Here is a 22,281-nt window from a genome sequence, read left to right on the forward strand (position 1 = left end):
TGTGTATAGGTCATAGTGCATTTTCCTTTGGCGAGAAAGATGCCTACTATAGCAACTGACCGCCTTTCTTAGAAATTGCACTTATTAGTCGAATCCAAGTATCGAACCTAATAAAAAATCATGCAAGAGAATAGTTCATCATTATAATTTCTTGGCGAGAATATTAAATTAAAAAATATTATGAGGCGATGATAAATATGATAATAAAATCAGATGATTACTCAAGCTACATTAAATTAACTATTGTTTCGATGATCTGGGGTGGCACATTCATAGCTGGAAGGTTTATTTCATCTGATACCAGCTCGTTATTATCAGCATCGGTTAGGTTTATTTTAGCCGCATTTGTATTAATAATTGTTATCGCTTTTTCTAAAAAAGGATTTATCAAAATAAATAAATCACAAATAGCAAGTATTACCATGCTGGGTTTCTTTGGTATTTATGTCTATAACCTTTGTTTTTTTTATGGCCTGAAATATATTGATGCATCCAGAGCTTCTCTGATTGTAGCGATAAATCCGGCAGTGATAGCAACAGTTTCTTATTTTCTGTTTAAGGAAAAAATGTCCACCATAAAGACCGTTGGTATTTCATTCTGTTTATTTGGTGCAGGGATCGTTATTATCGGCAATAACTTATCAACATTATTGAGTAATAAAGGCGATATGATCGGTGACATCTCTATTTTAGGATGTGTCATCAGTTGGGTGATTTATAGTGTTTTCGGACGGAAAACAATCAATGAAATTGGTGCATTATATACTGTTGCTTATTCGGTCATTGCGGGTGCGTTAATGTTAACAGTAACAGCGTTAGTAACAGGTGATATTAACTCTGCGGCACTGATTTCTTTGTCCATGAGTGATCTGATAAGCCTGATTTATTTAGGTGTCGTCGGATCAGCTATTGCATATGTTTTATATTATGATGGCATTGGTAAGATTGGTGCTACAAGAGCAGGTGTCTTTATCGCATTAAATCCGCTGACCGCAATACTGGGTGGAGTACTCTTTTTACACGAGAAATTTACTGTATCTATATGTATTGGTGGAATTTTAATTATTGCAGGAATTGCTATGACCAATAAAAAAACAGCGAAATAATGTTCGATAAAAAAACATTAAATATGTAATTAATTGATTTTGATACACCTACGAAAAGCCGCTCGGAAGACGACGAGTCTTCACAATTTAAGATAATATATGAACCAGATTATTACCATCCTATGGCCATTATTTGCACTGATACTCTTGGGCTTTATGCTAAAACGTAGTGCCTCATTTAGCCCCTTTTTCTGGCAGGGAACAGAGAAGCTTAATTATTTTCTGCTGTTTCCCGCTTTATTGATCAATAGCCTGGCAACAGCCTCTCTGGATAACCCCCAGCTACCGCGCCTCTTTTGGGCAATCCTCGCTATACTTGGCACTGGTTTATTTATATTAATTATTATTAAGTGGTTACTTAAATGGCCCGCTCAACGTTTTGGTGTTTATGTGCAAGGGTTGTTGCGTTTCAATACTTATCTAGGATTAGCCATCACGGTAGATATTTTCGGCTCTCACGGGATCGCAGTAGCATCGCTGATAATTGCGATCTTAGTTCCTCTTTGCAATGCCATTTCTGTTTTTGCATTAACACCAGACATAAAAACTTTATCAATTAAGCAATTTGTCGTGATAATCACTAAAAATCCGCTGATATTAGCCTGTTTTATTGGAATAGGCCTCAATCTCACTAATCTTGGCTTACCTTACGGTTCAGGGCAGTTTTTAAAAATTCTGGCCGGGGCAAGCCTTCCTTTAGGGCTAATTTGTATCGGTGCATCATTGCAGCCAGCAATGTTGAGAACGGAGAAGAAGCCAATTATTATCAATAGCCTGTCCAGATTATTATTTATGCCTTTGGTTGCCGGGGTTGTTGGCTACTTACTTGAACTGGATGTGTTAGAAATCAACTTACTGATTCTCTTTTTCGCGATACCTACAGCACCAACAGCTTATATTTTAACCCGACAGTTAAATGGAGACAGTCAGTTAATGTCAGCGATTATCACATTACAAACAATGTTTGCAGTAATTACCTTACCCATTATTTTAGGCTTGAGACTGGATTAATTTGCAGAATTGAATGGATATTTGATTTGGAGCGGGAAACGAGACTCGAACTCGCGACCCCAACCTTGGCAAGGTTGTGCTCTACCAACTGAGCTATTCCCGCATTATTGATGGCAACCAGAAATGCCTTAGTGTTAGTTTCAAATTATGGTAAATACCAATAACTATCAACTTCCTGCATTTTAGGAATGCGCGCAATTATGAACGCATCTGACAAATATGGCAAGCCATTTACCCATACATTAACTCCAACCGCTTAAAAGGTATGCAAAGCCGTATATACCACACACTTTGCATATGGTTATAGCAAGCTACCAGCACAATATGATACATTACGTTATCTAAAAATTAACATAATACTTACAATTAGCCTCTAATAAGATTTGTACTTGTCGGAATAATTTGCTGGAAATAAATTAGATCCATTTTTAGTCGTATCTCAAACGGTAATGCTCTTAAGTAAAGGCCGAATTATATGACTCTATACTATCCACCTAAATTTCTTACTGGCAATGACGCCCTTATCGATCTTCTTCTCGCTCAGGCAGAACTGGATAAAAGCCATAATATTAATACAGCAGGGTTTGTATCAGGATACCGCGGTTCACCATTAGCCCGTCTGGATCAAGCATTGTGGCAAAATGGTAAAAAACTGGCACAGGCTAATATTCGTTTCCATCCTGCAATCAATGAAGATCTTGCAGCAACTGCTATCTACGGTACTCAAAAAGTTGAATCTGACCCCGACCGCAATGTTACCGGTGTATTTAGTATGTGGTACGGCAAAGGACCCGGAGTTGATCGCTCCGGAGATGCGCTCAGACATGGCAATGCCTATGGATCTTCTCCCCATGGCGGTGTGTTGGTTATTCTGGGCGATGACCATGGGTGCGTGTCTTCTTCTATGTCCCATCAGTCTGATCTCGCCCTAATGGCGTGGAATATGCCTATCTTGCATCCGGCTTCTGTGTCTGATTACCATGACGTGGGATTATGGGGCTGGGCAGCCTCCCGTGTCAGCGGTACATGGGTTGGGTTTAAAGCAATCAGCGAAGTTGTGGAAAGCGGTGCTGTCAGGGGCTATAAGACGCTTCCGGAGTATAAGATACCGGAAATAGATCCCGGTCCAAGTGGGTTACATTGGCGCTGGCCTGACCTTCCCAGCCCTCTGATAGAACAACGGCTGGTCTATAAACTTAAAGCTGTTCAGGACTTCGCCAGACTCAATCCGATAGATCAACTTATCGCACCCTGCCAAAACCCGAGAGCCTTATTAGTCACCGTTGGTAAAGCTCATCGGGATACTCTGGAAGCGCTGCGTATCGGAGGTCTGACACCTGTTGAACTGGCAAAAAACGGCATTGCGATTGTTCATGTTCGTCTGGTTTATCCCTTATCACCACTTCTCAGCGAAATAGCCTCTCAGGTTAATGATATTTTTGTTATTGAAGAAAAAAACTCTGTTGTTGAACTGCTTCTCGCGCAACACCTCATTAATTTGCCACAACAGATTACTCTGATTGGGAAACATGACCATCTCGGCAGAAAATTAGTGCCTACAGATATGGAGTCACGCCCCTCCCGGCTTGCCCCTTTTCTGGCCCACTGGCTGGAAAAATTTGGCTTATCTCTTTCTGTTCCTTTGGAATGGATAACTCAGACTACACTACACGATCCCTCGCTTCCCAAACGTACCCCTTATTTCTGCGCTGGCTGCCCTCATAGTACCTCAACCCGTATACCTGAGGGCAGTCAGGCACAAATCGGTATTGGATGCCATGTAATGGCAGCATGGATGGATCGCAATACAGGTTACGGCCTGACGGCTATGGGAGCAGAAGGTGTTGACTGGATAGGTCACTCCTCTTTTATTAATCGTTCTCATGTGTTTCAGAATCTGGGAGACGGAACTTACTTTCATTCAGGTCATTTAGCCATTCGTCAGTCAATCGCGGCTGGTAGCAACATCACCTATAAATTATTGTTTAATGATGCTGTTGCAATGACCGGTGGGCAGGCACTTGACGGTAGTATGACAATAAAACAGGCTGTCGCTTTAATGCTGGCTGAAGGAGCAAAAGAAGTTGTTGTTGTCACCGATGAACCCGATAAATATAAAGGCAAGAATAGCCTTCCTGCCGACGTCAAAATTTATCAACAAGATTATCTCGAAGATGTGCAGAAACGTCTGCGGGATATCAAGGGCGTGACAGTCATTATCTATGAACAGGCCTGTGCGACAGAACTACGCCGTAAAAGAAAAAAAGGGATAATCCCACAGGCAAAAAGGCGGGCAGTGATCAATGCGGCCGTTTGTGAAGGCTGCGGTGATTGCCAAATACAATCCAATTGTCTTGCTGTTATTCCGATAGAAACACCACTGGGAACTAAACGTGCGATAGATCATCATGTCTGCAATTCAGACCTGTCCTGCCTGAAAGGTTTCTGCCCCAGTTTTATTACTATTGAAAATGCTAATCTACTTCAGGACCCCAGCAGGATAATGCCGCAGGAAGAGATTGATAACCTGCTGAGCAAACTACCTGAGCCAATTATAAAAATGGCCGATGATCCCTTTGAAATTTTATTAGCGGGTGTCGGAGGAACCGGTATTATCACCGCAGGCCATATGCTTGGTATTGCTGCCGAAATAGAAAAATATGCTGTTAACCTGCTTGATTTTACAGGCTTTGCGCAAAAAGGCGGGGAAGCAATAACCCACCTTCGATTCAGTCAGGATTCCGATAAACTGCATCAGGTCAGAATTGATCGGGGGCGTGCTGACCTTACTATTGCCGCAGATTTAGTCACGGCAACAGGGCTAAGCTCACTGGAAGTGATGTCAAAATCAGGTACCAGTTGTGTGCTGAATACCCATGAGACGCAAATAGGCACTATGCTGAGAAATCCGACCCTGAATTTAGATCAATCAGGAATGCTGAATACTCTCCGCCAGCATTGCCATACATTACAGTCCATTGATGCCGAGCAAATTGCAGCCGATTTAGTTGGTGACAGAAATCAAACAAATATCGTTTTAATCGGCTACGCGTGGCAATTGGGTAAAATTCCAATCAGTCTGTCTTCTATCGAGCAGGCCATCATACAGAAAGGCAGCATAGCAAGTAATGCTGTAAATAATGCGCGACGAGCCTTCCATATCGGTAGAATTGCTGCTGTACAACCAGATACCCTGAATAATTTTCTGACCGTTGAACCGAAACAGTCCATCAGGACACTGGATGACCTGATTTTGCACAGATACCAGCTTCTGGTTGAGTATCAGAATGAAAAATATGCACTGCGTTATCTAAGTCGCATTGCTCAAATCCAGCAGGTTACACAGCAAATTGATGCCGCAGAGCTAACAAAATCCATCGCAGAAAATTTATTCAAACTGATGGCATACAAAGACGAATATGAAGTTGCCCGTCTTTATACCAAAACAGGTTTTTTTGATAATCTCCGTTCACAATTTGATAATACGGATAAGATCCGCGTTCACCTCAGCGTTCCGTTTTTCAATCGTAAAGATCCCAGAACCGGAGAAAGAGGAAAAGGGGAGTATGGCGCCTGGATCATTCCTGTTTTTCGCTTTCTTGCTGCCTGTAAGCCATTGCGCGGAACTATTTTTGATATCTTCGGCTATCAGGAAGAAAGAAAACAGGAAAGAGATTTACTGTCCGAATATGAACAACTCATTGATTTACTGGTAGAAAAATTAAATAGCAATAACATGGAGATCTGTCAGAAGCTGGCGGCTCTGCCCGATCAGGTTCGGGGTTTTGGGCATGTGAAACAAAAAGCGATAAAAAACATGCAGGAACGCAGAGAAGTACTGCTAAAAGAGCTGGCTAAAATAGCATAATGAAAACAGATGGATATCACAGGCTACCGTGATATCCATCCATTTGATTCTTTGTCTTGCCATGAAACATCTTATACCAGACTATCGTTATAATGTGCGCTGTTAAAATTCTTACCCGTTGATGTTTTTATACTTTTTTTAGCTGGCTTATTACTGATATTTTCACCCTGTTGCTGGTCTAATAACGTATTCAGTTTATTTGTTAATTCTTTATTTTCATTTTTTAGCTTAACATATATCCCACCAGCTTCACGCATGCTTTTCTTAAACCTATCACACACCTTAATGTATTTTTTATAAATATCATCAGCCTCTTCTTTATACTTTCCATATGATTCATCAAGGTTTTTTCTTAGTTTATATTCATGAAAAGCCCGTTCTAGCTTTTGATATACTTTAAATACTTCCAGTTTATTAGAAAAAGTAGAAAACTTAATTACAACAGGTCTATTTTTATCAATTAAATTAATGTGTATTTTTTTATTTAATAATAACACATCATCTATCTCATTAAAGGAGCCTGAAAATATAATTTCATTATTTTTATGTTTTTCTATAATTAAATTATTTCCATCGAGATCAAAATTTAATTTAAAAATATAATTATCGAATTCATAACTGTCACTTTTATTAACTTCACTCATAACTATTCCTTATTTATTTTCTGATAAAAATCAAATATATTTTCTAGAAATCGATATAAATTAGACAAGTCATCACCTTGCCTGAAATTAGAAAGTTTAACTATATGAATGATACTCTTAGACGTGAACAGCACTAATATATCCAGTAGTATCGATATGCTAATTCTATTTGAATAGATATTTATCTCAGTTGCACTATTTGACCATCCGTTATCACATAAATCAATCAAAACCAGCCTGCGCCCACACAAGGCCAGTAGCAGGTAAATACATGGTTTTTTAGTATGGATAACGGAATCTGTTAATAAATCAGGGTGTTGTTGGGTAAAACAAATACACCATAGCTGGCAAGAATGGATTTACCCTATTGATACAACGAAAAAAGCGCCTTTCGGCGCTTTTTTCTATGGCAGGCAGATTATTATAAAATCTGCCGTCCTGAATTTGGAGCGGGAAACGAGACTCGAACTCGCGACCCCAACCTTGGCAAGGTTGTGCTCTACCAACTGAGCTATTCCCGCATAACTAATGCCTTATTTTTAAATATATAACATGTAACCAATTGATTAATTTCATGTTTTATCTTTAACAGCATTAAGATGGGCGCCATTATGAACTTATTTAGTAGGGATGGCAAGCATTTTACACGTCATAAAACATCAATCGCTCAAAATACCCTCTGATTGATATAATTAACACCACTAATTACGCGATTACCGCTCAACACCAGCATATTGTCCCTCTTTAACAAAAAGCAGATTACCCCGAATTGTAGCCTATTGACTAAAATTTAACATGACACTAGTCTAATATTCAATTATTAAATTGAATGAAATATAGTTCATCCCATACTGATAAATCAAAGCACAACAAGATTGGGGAAATTGATCATGACTAAAATGGCATCAGAGAAAATAAATACACAAACCTCATCAGAAATATCAGCTAAAAAACAGGGTAATATCCCTATTTCCATCTATTTGCTTGGATTAACAATATTCATACTGAATACTTCTGCATTTATGGTTGTAGGTATGATGCCATCATTAATGGCTGCGTTCGGCGTTACAGTTACAGATATCGGCTACCTGATTTCACTCTACGCAATAGGAATGGTCATCGGCGGGCCAATATTAACAATGGTATTTGTTGCGCTTCGAATTCCCAATAAACAAGCTCTACTTTGATATTAATGCTCTACAGTATCGGAGGGGTTATCGCCGCAACTGCAGGAAATTATTATGTTATGGCTATCGCCCGTGTTATTACCGGTTTTGCGGGAGCTGCCTGTGTTGGTATTTCTTTAGCAATCTGCGGAGAAGTTGTTAAAGCAGAAATGCGAGGAAGGGCTTCATCAGTTGTACTCACTGGCATGATGCTGGCAAACGTTTTGGGTCTACCCGCAGCAATCATGATTGATCAGTATTACGGCTGGCGTTTAAGTTTTTGGTTAATTTTTATATTTACTCTCGTTTGTGCCTTGATTTTATGGGCAATGGTGCCACTTTCACATAATATTTCGAATGTCCGTATCCGCGATCAGTTCGCCTCATTTAAGAATGGAAAACTCTGGGCTGCTTATAGTTCAAGTGCTCTGATCATTGGTGCATCTTACGCTGCTTTCAGCTATATCTCTGCTATCCTGACTGAAATTACAGGCTTATTACCCGCAGTTGTACCTATTGTACTTGGCTGTTACGGTGTTGCGAATATCATCGGTAATACCCTCATCGGCCGCTTTGTTGACCGGCACACCTTCGTAGTTCTGACTATCGGCATCAGTATACTGGCGATATCACTGCTGATATTCGCGCTGTTCCCGGAAAATCGCTATATAAGCGTGATCGCTTTTTTAATCATCGGCATTGTGGGTGTTCCCATGAGTCCGGCACTGATTACACGGGTTATGCGAGTAGCGAATGCAGGCCCGCTGGTCATGAGTGTTCATGTCTCTGTCATTAACAGTGGTTTTGCCTTTATCTCATGGGTTGGAGGATTAAGCATTGCAGCCGGGTATGGATTAATCTCGCCACTTTGGATTGGCTTACTTCTGGCTATTTTTGCCTTACTTTCACTTGCACCGCGTAGTGTCAGAGTTGCAATGGCATCGTCCTGAACGAAAAAACCACTTTTAAAAAACAATACAGTTACGGGCTAGTATTAAATATAGGGGGTAATAAGGTAGTCTATTGATAATATTGGACTATTGATAATATTGGATAAGAGAAGATTTGGAGCGGGAAACGAGACTCGAACTCGCGACCCCAACCTTGGCAAGGTTGTGCTCTACCAACTGAGCTATTCCCGCTTAATTTTGGTGTGTTGTACGTTTGAAATTTTTCATCGGTACGGGGAGCGCATTATACGAATAATTCGGCCGCTGGCAAGACCCAACACAAAAAAAATCACATTCTTTCTTTTGTTGATCATTAATCAAACAAAAAAAGCCTGATTGTGATTCAAACATAGATATCTTACTTTGATTGGCATATATCCACATTTGATCATGTAGCTCAAATGAGCCACAGTACAATTATTAATCAAAAGGAGGTTTAAATATGGCCGCAAATGCCTTTGTTCGTGCTCGCATAGATGAAAAATTGAAAAATGAAGCTGCAGCTGTGCTAGCCAGCATGGGGTTAACCGTTTCTGATCTGGTGCGCATAACACTCACTAAGGTCGCAACCGAAAAAGCTTTACCATTTGATATGTGTATTCCTAATGAACTAACAACTAAAACCATTGCTAATAGTGAAAAAGGAATTGATGTCCACCAAGCAAAAGATGCTGATGATATCTTCGATAAATTGGGTATCTAATAACTCATGAAACAAAGAGCTATTGAATATTCCACCCAGTTTCAAAAAGATGTGAAGTTAGCTCAGAAAAGACAGAAAGACATAGAAAAACTGAAAGCATTAATGAAGCTCTTGATTAACAATGAGTTGCCATTACCTACTGTATACAAAGATCATCCATTACATGGCAACTATAAAGGCTATAGAGACGCTCACATAGAACCGGATTGGGCCCTTATCTACAAAATTACCAGTGACCTTATCCGATTTGAACGGGCTAGAACGCACTCTGATCTATTTTAAATATGGATACGGCGAATAACGATAAATATAGATTAAGTGGGCGAAAACCCACTTAATCATTTTATATCAGTAAAATAATGTCATTTATTTCTGGATAAAATGTTCGCGGTAATAAACCAGTTCCGCAATTGACTCCCGGATATCATCCAATGCCTGATGAGTGTTTTTCTTGCTTAAACCGGACAGCATTTCAGGTTTCCAACGACGAGCCAATTCCTTCAGTGTGCTGACATCCAGATAACGATAGTGAAAATACTTTTCCAGCTCTGGCATATAGCGGAATAGAAAACGGCGGTCCTGACCGATACTGTTACCACAAATAGGGGATTTTCCTGCCGGAATCCACTGCTCCAGAAACGCAATCGTCGCTTGTTCAGCTTCGGCCTCACTAAACGTACTCTGCTTTACCCGCTCCACCAATCCACTGGCAGTATGCGTTCTGACGTTCCACTCATCCATCAGAGCCAACTGTTCATCTGGCTGATGTACTGCAATAACCGGCCCCTCCGCAAGAATATTCAGCTCTGAATCCGTCACAATAGTCGCAATTTCAATTATGCGATCGCGCTCGGGATCCAGACCCGTCATTTCTAAATCTATCCAGATAAGATTGTTCTCACTTTTTGACATGATATATCCTAGGTTCCTTTAAAACAGGTAATCTGTATCAGAGGTGTATCATAGCGTTTTTGATCACCCGCAGCGATAACCAGCAAGATAGATGAAATAAGTGAGGTTCGGTGGCTAAAAGTAAACTCTCCAAAGGGCAGCAACGCCGTGTGCAGGCCAATCACCAGCGCAGGCTAAAACAGCCGCTCGACAGGAATAACGCCCAAAAGCCAGAACTGGATGACAGCCAGTTTGGTGAGCCACAAGAAGGGCTGGTTATCAGCCGATTCGGGCAACATGCAGATATTGAGGCCGCAGATGCTTCCATACAACGCTGTAATATCCGCCGGACAATCCGTTCACTAGTTACCGGTGATCGTGTCGTATGGCGTCCTGCCTTACAGCTCCAGTCAGATGTTAAGGTTAATGGAATAGTAGAAGCGGTTCATGAACGTACTTCCGTTCTCACCCGCCCCGATTATTATGATGGTATTAAACCCATTGCCGCTAATATCAACCAAATTGTGATTGTTTCCGCTATTCTGCCTGAACTCTCACTGAATATTATCGACCGCTATCTGGTGGCATGTGAAACACTCAATATTGAACCCTTGATAGTGCTTAATAAAATCGATCTTCTGGACGACGAAAGCCGGGAATGGGTCAACGGTGTCATGGATATTTACCGTCACATCGGCTATCGGGTACTGGAAGTTTCCAGCCATACCGGTGAAGGTATTCCTGAACTGATCCACTTACTGGCGGATAAAATCAGTATATTCGCAGGTCAGTCAGGGGTCGGGAAATCCAGCCTGCTTAATACCTTGCTGCCGGATAACGAAAAAACCATTCTGGTTAATGAGGTTTCTGATAACTCCGGCCTTGGTCAGCACACGACAACAACAGCACGCCTCTACCACTTTCCACAGGGAGGAGATGTCATTGATTCCCCCGGTGTCCGGGAATTCGGCTTGTGGCATTTGACACCAGAACAGGTGGTACAAGGGTTTATTGAGTTCCGTGATTATCTTGGTAGCTGTAAATTCCGCGATTGCAAACATCTTGATGATCCCAGCTGTGCTTTACGCGATGCTCTGGAGCGAGGCGCTATCGCAGAAGAGCGCTTTGAAAATTATCACCGGATTCTGGAAAGTATGGCTCAGGTTAAACCACGCAAAAATTTCACCGAAGGTCAAAAATAAGACAATAATTAGCAATACATCCTATGCATATACCCAATGGATTTCAAAATGCGTCGCGGCGGCAAGCGAATGAACTCCCGGAAACATAGATAACCGCCTGTTTATAAAAACGGTGGCCGGAGTGAGTGAGCACCGCCAACAAAGAGACTGTTTGAAAGACAACGGGTAGCCCTGACATTCAAGGTAAGGGCAGGTACAATAGCAGACTTTTGCCCAATTTTCGTATAAAAACATTGGCCGATAAAATACTCCAAGAGGTTGACGTGCTGGATAATATTAAAATCAGACTACAATATTTACTGCCAAAGCAATGTATTACTCACTTAGCAGGCTGGTTCGCCAATAAAAAAGCTGGCTGGTTAACACAGCTTGTAATTAAGGCTTTTGCCAAAGTTTATAAAGTTGATATGAATGAAGCCCAGAATCCTTCTTTTCAGGCTTATTCAACCTTTAACGAATTCTTTGTCCGACCATTAAAAGAGGGCATTCGTCCTGTTGTCAGTGAAACACACCAGTTGGCACTGCCCGCAGATGGAGCCATCAGCCAGCTAGGCGCCATCCGTGAAGAGCAGATTATTCAGGCTAAAGGCCACTACTATACTGTAGAAGCGCTATTGGCGGGACAGCACCAACTTGCTCAACAATTCCGCAATGGCCATTTTGTCACGACTTACTTATCTCCGAAAGATTATCACCGTGTTCATATGCCCTGTGACGGCGTACTGAAAGAGATGATTTATGTTCCCGGCGATCTGTTCTCAGTCAACCCGCTGACTGCCGCTAATGTGCCGAATTTGTTTGCTCGTAATGAGCGTGTTATCTGCATGTTTGATACCGCTTTCGGCCCGATGGCACAAATTCTGGTTGGTGCCACAATTGTGGGCAGTATAGAAACCGTCTGGAGTGGCTGTGTCACCCCTCCGCGCGAAGGGATTATCAAACGTTGGGTCTATCCGGCAAAAGGCGAGGAAGGGGCTGTTTCTCTGAAAAAAGGAGAGGAAATGGGCCGTTTCAAGCTTGGTTCAACCGTAATCAATCTGTTTGCCCCCAATCAGATTCAGTTTGCCAATAACTTATACAGTGGCTCACAGACTCTGTTGGGTGGCCTGATGGCACAAGCTATCTCAAACGATGATGAGCTCACTGAGCACACAACTGACGATGTTTCCATGAATCAAAATAACGCCAGTTAATTTATTACCAAGGAGCCCCTTATTGTGCGCCTGATTATCAGTTTATTTCTTAGCCTGTTTATTGCGAATCTGACTTTTGCTTCCACAGTACAGCTGGATGAAAACCAGCTTAAACAGGATCTGAAACAGGTTGAAGGCAGTAAAAATCCACAGGATGCTGAAATTGCGCAAGCACTGCAAGGGGCTATCAATTGGATTAATGACACAAAATCCTCCAAGGAACAGATCGCAAAATACCAGAAGTCCATTGATGATTTCCCTAAAATTATCCGGGAATTAAGACAAAAAATTCTGGCTGCCAGTGAGCCACCCCCTGCTATTCCGGCTAATCAGCCTATCAGCAGTCTGGAACAGCAGATTATCCAGCTCAACAGTCAATTACTGGAGCAGGAGCGGCAGTTACAACAAGAACAGGATAAAATCCGGGAAATCAGTGAGTCCGTAAATCTCATGCCTCAACAGCAGGCAGAAGCAAGGCGCTTGCTAACTGAGGCAACTTCCCGGCTTCAATCATTAAACACATCTCCCACGGTATTGGGGGAAGCACAGTTAGCCCTTGCTCAGGCGGAAGTAAATGCCCGTAAAACCGTCACCAGTGAACTGGAGATGGCACAACTTTCGACCAATAATCGGCAGGAAATTGCCCGCTTACGGGCAGAATTATTTAAAAAACGCTATCAAAATCTCGATATTCAGCTCCAGCAACTCCGCAGCCAGCTAAACGCCCAGCGCCAGCAAAAAGCAGAGTCAGCGCTTGAGCATACCGAAATGCTGGCAGAACAAAATGGCGGAAAACTGCCCCAGTTTCTACTGGATGAACTTCAGCAAAACCGCCATCTTTCACAAATGCTCAACCAGCAGACCCAACGCATGGATTCCATTGGCTCCCAGCAACGTAAAGCAGCCGATGATATTCTGCGGGTACGACAGACTCTTAATACTATCCGCGAACAGGCGCAATGGCTGGGTGATTCAACAGCACTTGGAGCTGCATTAAGGACACAGTTAACACATATTCCGGATATCCCGAAATCTCAGCAGCTAGACCGAAATATTGTCGAGCTACGGGTTAAGAGACTGGAATATGAAGAAATGCTGGAGAGTTCTCAACGGGAAAGCGAACATACTCCGATTACGAATAACAGCCTGACTTCGACCCAAAAACAGGTTTATGACTCCCTTATCCGTACCCGAAAAGAGTTGCTTAACTCCCTCCTTTCCGGTTATGACAGCGAAATATTAGAATTAACGAAACTCAAAGTCTCTACCAGTCAGTTAAATGATGCGCTGAAAGAAGTTAAGGAAGCGACACACCGCTATCTGTTCTGGGTTGCAGATGTCGATCCCATTTCACTGAATTACCCGCTGCTGGTTGTGCGGGATTTAACCCAATTGCTCTCTCTGGATACCATCTCCCAGTTAGGCATTGCAATCCACGTGATGCTGACAACACAGGATACCTTACTTTATCTGCTGGGTACGTTGTTGCTGGTGATATTCAGCATCAGTTCGCACCGCCAGTATCATGCTTTTCTTGAGCGTTCCAGCAACCGTATCGGCAAGGTGACACAAGATCATTTCTCCCTGACGATGAGGACGGTGTTCTGGTCTATAGTGGCGGCTTTACCTCTGCCGATGCTCTGGTCTGCTATTGGTTATGGCCTGAAAAGTGCCTGGCAATACCCGATGGCAACAGCTATCGGTAATGGTGTCAGTGAAACAACGCCAATTCTGTGGGTTTTCATGCTCAGTGCAGCATTTGCCCATCCGAACGGCCTGTTTATTGCTCATTTCCGCTGGCCGGAAGAACGGGTAAAACGGGCAATGCGGTTTTATCGGGTATCAATTTTCCTGATTGTGCCACTGATGATGGCACTTATTACCTTTAACAATTACAGTGATCGCGAATTTGCTGCAACCCTCGGCAGATTATGCTTTCTGATGCTCTGCGTCTCGCTAAGTCTGGTCACAACCAGCCTGAAACGCGCTGGTATTCCGCTGTATATGGACAAGCACGGGTCAGGTGAAAACGCCATCAACTCGGTTTTATGGTGGATATTACTCTCTGCACCGATTCTGGCCGCGCTGGCCTCGGTACTTGGTTACCTGCAAACTTCGCAGGCTTTGTTGGCACGGCTCGAAACCTCTGTTGCCATCTGGTTTTTCCTGCTGGTCATCTATCACATCACCCGCCGATGGATGTTAATCCAGCGCCGTAAAATTGCTTTTGAAAGGGCCAAACAACGCCGGGCAGATATCCTTGCCCAACGCGCTAAGAATGAAGATGATTCCAGCAACATTAACAGCAGTGTTGAAGGAGCGATTGACATTGAAGAACCGGTTATCGACTTAGATGCAATCAGTGCCCAGTCTTTAGGTCTGGTACGTTCCATTCTGACTATGCTGGCTCTGGTTTCGCTTATCCTGTTATGGTCAGAACTCCATTCCGCGTTCTCTTTCCTTGAAACGATCCCGTTATGGGATGTTACCACTGTCATCAACGGCGTTGATACTATTCAGCCAATCACGCTGGGTTCCATTCTGATTGCAATTCTGGTCATTGTTATTACCGCTCAGCTTGTTCGCAATCTCCCGGCCTTACTGGAGCTTGCACTGCTACAGCATCTGGAGCTAACGCCCGGTACAGGCTATGCCATCACCACATTAACCAAATACAGTATTACACTGATCGGCGGTATCCTCGGTTTTTCATTAGTGGGAATTGAATGGTCAAAACTGCAATGGCTGGTCGCTGCAATGGGGGTTGGTCTTGGTTTTGGGTTACAGGAAATTTTCACCAATATCATTTCCGGGCTGATAATCTTGTTCGAAAAACCAATCCGTATTGGTGATACCGTAACGATCCGGGGGCTGACCGGCAGTATTACAAAAATTAATACGCGGGCTACAACCCTGACTGACTGGGACAGAAAAGAGATTATCGTTCCCAACAAAGCATTTATTACTGAACAATTTATCAACTGGTCATTATCTGATACCATCACCCGTATTGTCCTGACTATCCCTGTTCCCGCAGAAACAGAATCCACTAAGGCAACAGAGATATTACTGACTGCGGCAAGGCGATGCCCGTTAATTATCGATAACCCGGTGCCTGAAGCCTATCTGGTTGACATTCAGCAAGGGATTCAGATTTATGAACTGCGCGCTTATGCCGCAGAAATGGGGCATCGTATGCCAGCCCGTCATGAAGTACATCAGTATATTTTGCAGGAATTCCACAAACACGATATCACCCTGCCATTCCCCCCATTTCAGGCACGTGTTGATATTTTCGGGCAGGAAATCCGTAGTGCTACAACTAATATGTCAGGTCGTAATCTTCCGCGTAAACCGGGAGACCTGTAATTTAATTTAGGGTGGTGATTTTAGGGAAAGAGAACAAAAATATGGTAAGGCGCATTCCTGTTCAGATAAGTGGCTTACTGGCATTAAATGGTGTTTCCATTCTGGGAAACACCGTTACAGAAATTGCCATTCCGTGGTTAATTCTGGAAATATCAGGCAGCCCATTACTGGTTGCTGCTATTATGTCAGCGAAAATGCTGCCATTGATATTGTCTGTTTTTTTCAGTGCACAGTTGGTTGATAGATATGGTGCATTCTGGATCTCAGTCTTATCGGATTTAGTGAATTTCCTGAGTGTCTTATTAATCCCCGTATTCTATACGATGGATATTCTTCACCTTTATCTTTTGACGATTTTATTGGTATTTTCAACTATCTTAGATGCACCGGGACGTCTGGCTAAAGATATTATGCTGGCAAAAGAGATAAAGCAGCATCAAAAAGAGAATGAGTTAATTAATGGAATAAACAGCACTATTGAAAATATCTGTGATCTTGTTGGCCCCGCTTTTGGCTCCCTCATTATCGCAATGCTGGGCACAATAAACGCATTGTACTTTGACGCAATCAGCTTTTTAGTGGTTTCCTTCGGTATTATTATTCTGAAAAAATATTTTGTTGCCGATATAAACCAGAAAACTGAAACTGCCTCTCTGCCACACCGTTATTTTCTTGAAGCTTTCAGCTACATTAAATCAGAGAAGGAATTGTTTTCTATTCTGATCCTCAGTTCAATAATCAATTTTGTTATTACCCCATTCCTGACCGTTTATCTGCCTTACGTGAATAAAATCGAATTTAATTCCGTTGTCAGTCTTGGGGTTTCAATGACGTGCTTTGGTATAGGTACCGCCCTTTCCTCTTTACTGTACGGTATCTATGGTAAATACTTTTCCAGTCACCGGATACTGCTCTCCGGCTACAGCCTGCTTGGGCTATGCTTCCTGTCTTTGTCTTTATTCAGTGGGCAGTATGTTTTGTTTATCCAGCTTTTTGTCATCGGCTGTGGAATTGGTTTTGCTGCTCCGGTAGAAATTACGTTAATTCAACGTAAAGTACCTGAAAATCTGTTTGGCCGGATAATGACACTGTTTACTTCCTCAAGATTTCTTAGCATTCCTGTCGGATACATCTCTTTTGGCGCTGTACTGGAATCAGGAATCTCACAACAAACACCTATTATCATGGCCGTAGTGGTGTTTAGTGCAATATGGGTTTACTTACTTCTGCGAGGGAAAAAAGAAAATTGAATTGAAGGTAATAAAGCCAGAATAAGATGATTTTTATTGATAAGAAAACGCTGTTGTAAAATAACAAACAGCGTTTTTAGTTTTGGCAAACTAAAGATAAGATCAAAGAGATACTACTATTTTAACGCATTCCTTTCGGATCAGCACCGTAGTCATTACTGCCTTCAGTACCTTCCAAAACGGTAAAGATAAATACTACAATACCGGCAACAGGGACAAAACACAGTAAAAACCACCAGCCTGAACGATTAGAATCATGCAGTCGACGCACTGTTACAGCAAGAGATGGGATAATAGTTCCCAAGAAATAAATAACATATAATATAGCGCCGAAGGTGTCACCGAGAATTGCAGCTAATATCCCAACGACAAGAAAGGCGAGCATATGAAAAAGATAAAACATCCAATACTCTTTACGACGCGCACGCCCGGAAAAATCAGCGTAATTTTTTAAAACCTGAAGATACCAATTCATAATGTTACTTCTTTAAAATTAAATTTTATAAAACAAAAGGAGACAAACTATAAAGGATGCAGGATTTTATACTCACTTATCTTTTAAAGTCCACGTCTCATTCTTAAAGCAATAATATTAACCAAATCATGTAATTCTTAGATATTGAATTCAGAAAATCTGTCTAATATAAAACACAGCATGCTTTCAATATACATTCGTCTGGCTCATATCAAAGTTACCTAGAAACCAATCAGAAAAACAAAGGCAATTAACTTATTATTAACCACTAATAAATAATATTTATTTAGCATGTTATAATTAACAAACTTATCTAAAACATGAATAGTTTCCTGAAAAAACACATTCAATAGTTATTAATGAATGTACAAACGCAAAAAATACTGTCTTATCGACCACGGCACTGACATAAATTTAACAAAATCATATTATCTCAGAATAGATACGAACATGCTTTATCCCCTGATTTGAAAGCAAGCCGTGGTTACTACTTATGACCTATCCTACAGGCAAGCAATTTTATAGTAATCAGTAGAGTATTTTCATACAGGCTGTTTTTCACACTCTGTAGCAAAGTCATTACTACAAGTTGTGTTCCACTAATTTTTTCCACTTGATCTGGAATTATATTTTTGCGATCAGCCTTATTGCATCATTAGGTATCGGTAGTCAGGGGACATTTAGGCAGTGATTTGATTAAGCAAAAAACATTAGTGGCAGTTATTCCAAACTGCCTACTTGCAAATTTAATGTAAAGATTGCTACCCTAAAAATTCTAAATCAGGTAAGACCTAAGAACCTATGGGAAAGCAACTTAGCTAATCAATACTTCTGGATATAATTGAGGACTATTGATAAAAACAGCTGACTATCTACAGAGTTCAATATAGTAATAGGCTTTCTCTGCTTATTTGAGACTGCATCCTTCCAATATGGTGATTTAGGGTCATAAAGACAAGTCATCCCACGGTCTTTCCCTTCTAAAATAACATCCACATAATTTTGAGTAGTCGTGGCGATAGTTCTATCAATAAGCCATGCTACAGTTAGGGCATCATGGATCCAGCAACCATTTAATCCTCTTGTCTCTATTGAATAGTTCATCCAAGGACGAATTGTTTCGACCAAAAACTCGCATAATGGATTATTAAATGTAGATAAGTAATCTAAATCAGAATGTAACATCTGAGTTTGTGTCGTGACGTCCATCGGTACCAGAGTAATGTTTGCGCCACTTGTTAATACAATATGTGCTGCTTCTGGATCAACGCCAAAGTTAGTATCCTTTTGATAACCCGAAACATTGAAAACTCCACCCATTATGATAATTTCAGCTACAGACTTAGGAAAGTCAGGATATAACTGTATAACATTAGCAATGTTAGTCAAAGGCCCAATTGCTATAAGAGTCACTTCGCCTGGGTTATTACATACTAACTCACCTATACTTTTAACTGCCGATAATTCTTCCAAAGGAAATTGTTCAGGAGGAATAGTATCTTTCCATAGATGACGCAAACCATTCTGATCTACTCCATGATCAAGTTTCTCGCGCCATTCTGCAATAGGCTCTAATAAACCTTGGGAAGCACCACGGATTACCGTGATATCTATACCTAATCTCTGTAAAAGAGATTTTGCTACAGAATAGCCTATTTCACTGGGAGTATTACCTGCTACAATAGAAATTAATTCAAGAGAAATTTGAGGGGCTGCGATGGCAAGTGCTAAAGCAAGGCCATCATCAACATTAGCTCCAGCTATGCCATTCCCTGGATCACAATCAATAATTAACCGCATACTTATTCTTTTACAATAGATGTACAACCACAGGACTCACCGATCTGTAAATCAAACTCAAATTCACATTCACGGGCTTCCCCACTCCATGTTTTCAACATTTCAATAGCCGTTTTTGCCATTTTGCCAACCGGCTGGCGCACCGCAGTCAAAGAAGGCACATTAAACTGCGATTGCTGTGTAGCATTGAAACAAATTAACGCAAGATCACCCGGTACTTTTATGCCATGCTCAGATAATGCGCGAAGACATCCAAATGCTTGCAATTCATTTGTTGCAAACAGAGCTCGTGGGCGTTTTCCTTTTAACATTTTTAATGTCATTTCATACCCTCCCGTGCGGGTATAATCTGTAGAAAAGATCCATTCTTCATGCACCACTACATTTGCTTGTTGTAATGCATCACGCCAACCAGCAATACGATCCTGTGTATTTAACATATCACGTGGCCCACAAATAATGGCTATGTCACGATAACCATGTTGAACCAGATGCTGAGTAGCTTTAAACGCCGCAAGACGTTCATTTACAATGATAGCGCTAACATTTAGCTTCGCATCAACACGATCTAACATGACACATGGTGTTCCACTTTCTTGGATAAGTTCAATATGAGGATGACGGTCAACACTAATGTATATCAATCCATCTACCTGACGTTGCAACAAGTTGTTAATCAATTTCTTTTCTCGCTTTCTATCATCTCCTGAATCTCCTAATAACAATACCTGCCCATACTTAAAAGCTTCTTGTTGTAGGGCATGAGCCATAGATGAAATAAAAGGGTTAGATATGTTTGGTACAATAAGCCCATATGCTTGTGTCATCCCAGAAACAAGTGCTTTCGCAATACCGTTCGGGCGGTAGCCTGTTTTTTTGATGGCTTCTAATACACGCTGCCGTGTTGCCTCGGCAACAGGCCTTGGGCCATTGTTAACAACATAACTAACAACCGCTACAGATGTTCCTGCTTCTTTCGCAACATCAGTCCGGGTCACTTTTTTTACATGTAACTTCATGATATTTATTTTATATGTAGGTGAAAGTAATAATTTGAATAATTTAGGATTTAAAATACCATGATTTCAAATGTAATAAACACTTGGCACGAATCAAATAATATTCATTCATGCTAAAGTTATTAACGATAGGATTATTAACTAAAGAATTAAATAGCATCTTCAGGTAAATTTAGATCTCTACCACGAGTTTCTGGTGCAAAGAACGTGGTTATAAATCCAATTCCAGCCATGAATACAAAATAAAATGCGATAGGCCACCAGTGCCCGGAAAAAGACAATAGAGCAGATGCAACTAATGGTGCAGAACCACCAGATAAAATGGATCCAAGCTCTTTTGCAAAGGCCATTTTGGCACAACGATTTCTTACACCAAATAATTCAACCCCCCAAGCAGCCTGAACACTAAATATACCCAACGAAGCCAGTCCCATTCCCACTACAATAGTTGGAATAACAATAATAGGTTCACGGCTTTCCAATAAGATAAAAGCAGGTACCGCATACAAAATTATCAGGAAGCAAAACCAGCGATAGGTGATTCGACGTCCAAAACGATCAGATAAATAGCCTGACAATGGAATAATCAAAAAACCTAAGATTGACGCAATGAAAACTGCAATTGTTGGTATAGATTTATCTATCATTAGCACTTTAGCAGCATAACCAATGATAAAACCTTGAACTAAATAGGATGGTCCATTTTCACCAATACGCAAACCAACCATGATCCAGAATGCTTTCGTACGCTTCCAAAGACTCTGATACTTATGTCTTGGCTTATAATGAAGCTCCTCAGATAACCCCTCTTGTTTTAAATTTTGGGTATCTAATTCCATTTTATAGCGCTGAAATACAGGGGTTTCATCTAGATGTTTGCGGATAAGCAATGCAATCACGGCAAGTAAAAAGCTCGATAGAAACGGGATTCTCCACCCCCATTCCAGTAAACTTTCTTTATCCATTGTGAGTACTAATAACCAAATTAGTGATGCTAGCAATGTTCCACTATTTGAACCAATAGCAATGATGGAAGAAATCAATCCCCTTTTTTTTGGAGGAGAATACTCTCCCAGCATTACCGCTCCACCAGAAAGCTCAGCTCCAGCTCCTAGTCCTTGTGTAAAGCGTAAAATAACTAAGCAAATTGGAGCCCAAACACCAATCTGAGTATAGCTTGGGATAGCACCAATAAGTGTTGTTGATACCCCCATAAGAGTAATAGTCGTGATCATAACGACTTTTCGCCCCTTACGGTCACCTAACCATCCAAACCATAGCGCCCCAATAGGCCGAGCAATAAACCCAATAGAATACGTAGCAAAACTAGAAAGTAATGCTACGGTTGGTGTCATATCCGGAAAAAACACATCACCAAAAATTATCCCGGCAGCCAGTCCATAAAGAGCAAAATCAGCATATTCCATTGCCGTGCCCAGCCAACAAGAAAAAACTGCCCGATAAAAACCTTTTTGCCCTTTTTGAGTTAACAAACATGCTTCGGATGCATATTGTTTCTCCATTAAAGGCATAATTACACTTTCAGACTGCATGGCATGTTCCCTGAATGTTGGAACAGTAAATTAGTGCCAAACTTATAAACCGGAAAAATATTTTTTCATAGTTATATTTTT

Annotated in this window: 17 protein-coding genes and 3 tRNA genes; 11 read left to right on the forward strand and 9 right to left on the reverse strand. The window is 41.2% G+C overall.

Annotated elements, in window-relative coordinates; genetic code table 11:
* Positions 1–197: 197 nt before the first annotated feature.
* Together Xinn_RS08175 and Xinn_RS08180 are read left to right on the forward strand one after the other, a co-directional pair.
* Complete coding sequence (locus Xinn_RS08175) at positions 198–1,106, forward strand: DMT family transporter (RefSeq protein WP_086955093.1); 909 nt, start codon at positions 198–200, stop codon at positions 1,104–1,106.
* A 99-nt stretch (positions 1,107–1,205) separates the two neighbouring features.
* The gene (locus tag Xinn_RS08180) at positions 1,206–2,117 is read left to right on the forward strand and encodes an AEC family transporter (RefSeq protein ID WP_086955092.1); all 912 of its coding nucleotides are present in this window, start codon (positions 1,206–1,208) and stop codon (positions 2,115–2,117) included.
* Positions 2,118–2,144: 27 nt separating this feature from the next.
* On the opposite strand, the gene Xinn_RS08185 is transcribed toward Xinn_RS08180, so the two are convergent.
* Positions 2,145–2,220, reverse strand: a tRNA-Gly gene (locus tag Xinn_RS08185).
* A 372-nt stretch (positions 2,221–2,592) separates the two neighbouring features.
* Between Xinn_RS08185 and Xinn_RS08190 the strand changes: the two genes are divergently transcribed.
* Entirely contained in the window at positions 2,593–5,985 is a 3,393-nt protein-coding gene (locus Xinn_RS08190) for an indolepyruvate ferredoxin oxidoreductase family protein (protein ID WP_086955091.1), read from the forward strand.
* Between the two features lie 71 nt (positions 5,986–6,056).
* On the opposite strand, the gene Xinn_RS08195 is transcribed toward Xinn_RS08190, so the two are convergent.
* Together Xinn_RS08195 and Xinn_RS08200 are read right to left on the reverse strand one after the other, a co-directional pair.
* The gene (locus tag Xinn_RS08195; protein ID WP_086955090.1) at positions 6,057–6,629 is read right to left on the reverse strand and encodes a hypothetical protein; all 573 of its coding nucleotides are present in this window, start codon (positions 6,627–6,629) and stop codon (positions 6,057–6,059) included.
* A gap of 445 nt (positions 6,630–7,074) precedes the next feature.
* Positions 7,075–7,150 (reverse strand) — tRNA-Gly (locus Xinn_RS08200).
* A gap of 369 nt (positions 7,151–7,519) precedes the next feature.
* On the opposite strand from Xinn_RS08200, the gene Xinn_RS22665 reads away from it, so the two are divergent.
* Together Xinn_RS22665 and Xinn_RS08205 are read left to right on the forward strand one after the other, a co-directional pair.
* Positions 7,520–7,816 (forward strand): hypothetical protein, encoded by a 297-nt coding sequence (locus Xinn_RS22665; protein WP_244590169.1) that lies wholly within the window; start codon positions 7,520–7,522, stop codon positions 7,814–7,816.
* Between the two features lie 5 nt (positions 7,817–7,821).
* A complete protein-coding gene (locus Xinn_RS08205; protein ID WP_244590170.1) occupies positions 7,822–8,745 on the forward strand; it encodes an MFS transporter in 924 nt (307 codons plus the stop codon).
* A 116-nt stretch (positions 8,746–8,861) separates the two neighbouring features.
* Here Xinn_RS08205 and Xinn_RS08210 read toward each other — a convergent pair.
* A tRNA-Gly gene (locus Xinn_RS08210) sits at positions 8,862–8,937 on the reverse strand.
* Between the two features lie 250 nt (positions 8,938–9,187).
* Between Xinn_RS08210 and Xinn_RS08215 the strand changes: the two genes are divergently transcribed.
* Positions 9,188–9,448 (forward strand): type II toxin-antitoxin system RelB/DinJ family antitoxin, encoded by a 261-nt coding sequence (locus Xinn_RS08215; RefSeq protein ID WP_086955089.1) that lies wholly within the window; start codon positions 9,188–9,190, stop codon positions 9,446–9,448.
* A 6-nt stretch (positions 9,449–9,454) separates the two neighbouring features.
* Entirely contained in the window at positions 9,455–9,730 is a 276-nt protein-coding gene (locus tag Xinn_RS08220) for a type II toxin-antitoxin system YafQ family toxin (protein WP_086955088.1), read from the forward strand.
* An 84-nt stretch (positions 9,731–9,814) separates the two neighbouring features.
* On the opposite strand, the gene orn is transcribed toward Xinn_RS08220, so the two are convergent.
* A complete protein-coding gene (orn, locus tag Xinn_RS08225; RefSeq protein ID WP_086955087.1) occupies positions 9,815–10,360 on the reverse strand; it encodes an oligoribonuclease in 546 nt (181 codons plus the stop codon).
* A gap of 110 nt (positions 10,361–10,470) precedes the next feature.
* Here orn and rsgA point away from each other — a divergent pair, with 110 nt between their 5' ends.
* The 4 genes from rsgA to Xinn_RS08245 all read left to right on the forward strand — a co-directional run bounded on the left by rsgA (position 10,471) and on the right by Xinn_RS08245 (position 17,353).
* Entirely contained in the window at positions 10,471–11,541 is a 1,071-nt protein-coding gene (gene rsgA, locus Xinn_RS08230) for a small ribosomal subunit biogenesis GTPase RsgA (RefSeq protein ID WP_086955086.1), read from the forward strand.
* Between the two features lie 263 nt (positions 11,542–11,804).
* Positions 11,805–12,734: an archaetidylserine decarboxylase gene (gene asd / locus Xinn_RS08235; RefSeq protein ID WP_086955084.1), complete on the forward strand. Its 930-nt coding sequence runs from the start codon at positions 11,805–11,807 to the stop codon at positions 12,732–12,734.
* A gap of 24 nt (positions 12,735–12,758) precedes the next feature.
* Positions 12,759–16,103: a miniconductance mechanosensitive channel MscM gene (gene mscM / locus Xinn_RS08240; protein ID WP_086955083.1), complete on the forward strand. Its 3,345-nt coding sequence runs from the start codon at positions 12,759–12,761 to the stop codon at positions 16,101–16,103.
* A 41-nt stretch (positions 16,104–16,144) separates the two neighbouring features.
* Positions 16,145–17,353 (forward strand): MFS transporter, encoded by a 1,209-nt coding sequence (locus Xinn_RS08245; protein ID WP_086955082.1) that lies wholly within the window; start codon positions 16,145–16,147, stop codon positions 17,351–17,353.
* Positions 17,354–17,474: 121 nt separating this feature from the next.
* Here Xinn_RS08245 and Xinn_RS08250 read toward each other — a convergent pair whose 3' ends face one another.
* The 4 genes from Xinn_RS08250 to Xinn_RS08265 all read right to left on the reverse strand — a co-directional run bounded on the left by Xinn_RS08250 (position 17,475) and on the right by Xinn_RS08265 (position 22,170).
* Entirely contained in the window at positions 17,475–17,828 is a 354-nt protein-coding gene (locus tag Xinn_RS08250; RefSeq protein ID WP_086955081.1) for a DUF805 domain-containing protein, read from the reverse strand.
* An 822-nt stretch (positions 17,829–18,650) separates the two neighbouring features.
* Entirely contained in the window at positions 18,651–19,628 is a 978-nt protein-coding gene (locus Xinn_RS08255) for a nucleoside hydrolase (RefSeq protein WP_086955080.1), read from the reverse strand.
* 2 nt (positions 19,629–19,630) lie between these two features.
* Positions 19,631–20,647: a LacI family DNA-binding transcriptional regulator gene (locus tag Xinn_RS08260; protein WP_086955079.1), complete on the reverse strand. Its 1,017-nt coding sequence runs from the start codon at positions 20,645–20,647 to the stop codon at positions 19,631–19,633.
* 149 nt (positions 20,648–20,796) lie between these two features.
* Entirely contained in the window at positions 20,797–22,170 is a 1,374-nt protein-coding gene (locus tag Xinn_RS08265) for an MFS transporter (RefSeq protein ID WP_422645974.1), read from the reverse strand.
* Between the last annotated feature and the right edge of the window lie 111 nt (positions 22,171–22,281).

The sequence above is a fragment of the Xenorhabdus innexi genome (assembly GCF_002632485.1).
Taxonomy (GTDB): Bacteria; Pseudomonadota; Gammaproteobacteria; order Enterobacterales; family Enterobacteriaceae; genus Xenorhabdus; species Xenorhabdus innexi.

Excerpts from the sequence above, each read along its gene's own strand:
- Xinn_RS08175 (WP_086955093.1), top strand. The coding sequence starts at position 198 with ATGATAATAAAATCAGATGATTACTCAAGCTACATTAAATTAACTATT.
- Xinn_RS08180 (WP_086955092.1), top strand. The coding sequence starts at position 1,206 with ATGAACCAGATTATTACCATCCTATGGCCATTATTTGCACTGATACTC.
- Xinn_RS08190 (WP_086955091.1), top strand. The coding sequence starts at position 2,593 with ATGACTCTATACTATCCACCTAAATTTCTTACTGGCAATGACGCCCTT.
- Xinn_RS08195 (WP_086955090.1), bottom strand. The coding sequence starts at position 6,629 with ATGAGTGAAGTTAATAAAAGTGACAGTTATGAATTCGATAATTATATT.
- Xinn_RS22665 (WP_244590169.1), top strand. The coding sequence starts at position 7,520 with ATGACTAAAATGGCATCAGAGAAAATAAATACACAAACCTCATCAGAA.
- Xinn_RS08205 (WP_244590170.1), top strand. The coding sequence starts at position 7,822 with ATGCTCTACAGTATCGGAGGGGTTATCGCCGCAACTGCAGGAAATTAT.
- Xinn_RS08215 (WP_086955089.1), top strand. The coding sequence starts at position 9,188 with ATGGCCGCAAATGCCTTTGTTCGTGCTCGCATAGATGAAAAATTGAAA.
- Xinn_RS08220 (WP_086955088.1), top strand. The coding sequence starts at position 9,455 with ATGAAACAAAGAGCTATTGAATATTCCACCCAGTTTCAAAAAGATGTG.
- orn (WP_086955087.1), bottom strand. The coding sequence starts at position 10,360 with ATGTCAAAAAGTGAGAACAATCTTATCTGGATAGATTTAGAAATGACG.
- Xinn_RS08245 (WP_086955082.1), top strand. The coding sequence starts at position 16,145 with ATGGTAAGGCGCATTCCTGTTCAGATAAGTGGCTTACTGGCATTAAAT.
- Xinn_RS08250 (WP_086955081.1), bottom strand. The coding sequence starts at position 17,828 with ATGAATTGGTATCTTCAGGTTTTAAAAAATTACGCTGATTTTTCCGGG.
- Xinn_RS08255 (WP_086955080.1), bottom strand. The coding sequence starts at position 19,628 with ATGCGGTTAATTATTGATTGTGATCCAGGGAATGGCATAGCTGGAGCT.
- Xinn_RS08260 (WP_086955079.1), bottom strand. The coding sequence starts at position 20,647 with ATGAAGTTACATGTAAAAAAAGTGACCCGGACTGATGTTGCGAAAGAA.
- Xinn_RS08265 (WP_422645974.1), bottom strand. The coding sequence starts at position 22,170 with ATGGAGAAACAATATGCATCCGAAGCATGTTTGTTAACTCAAAAAGGG.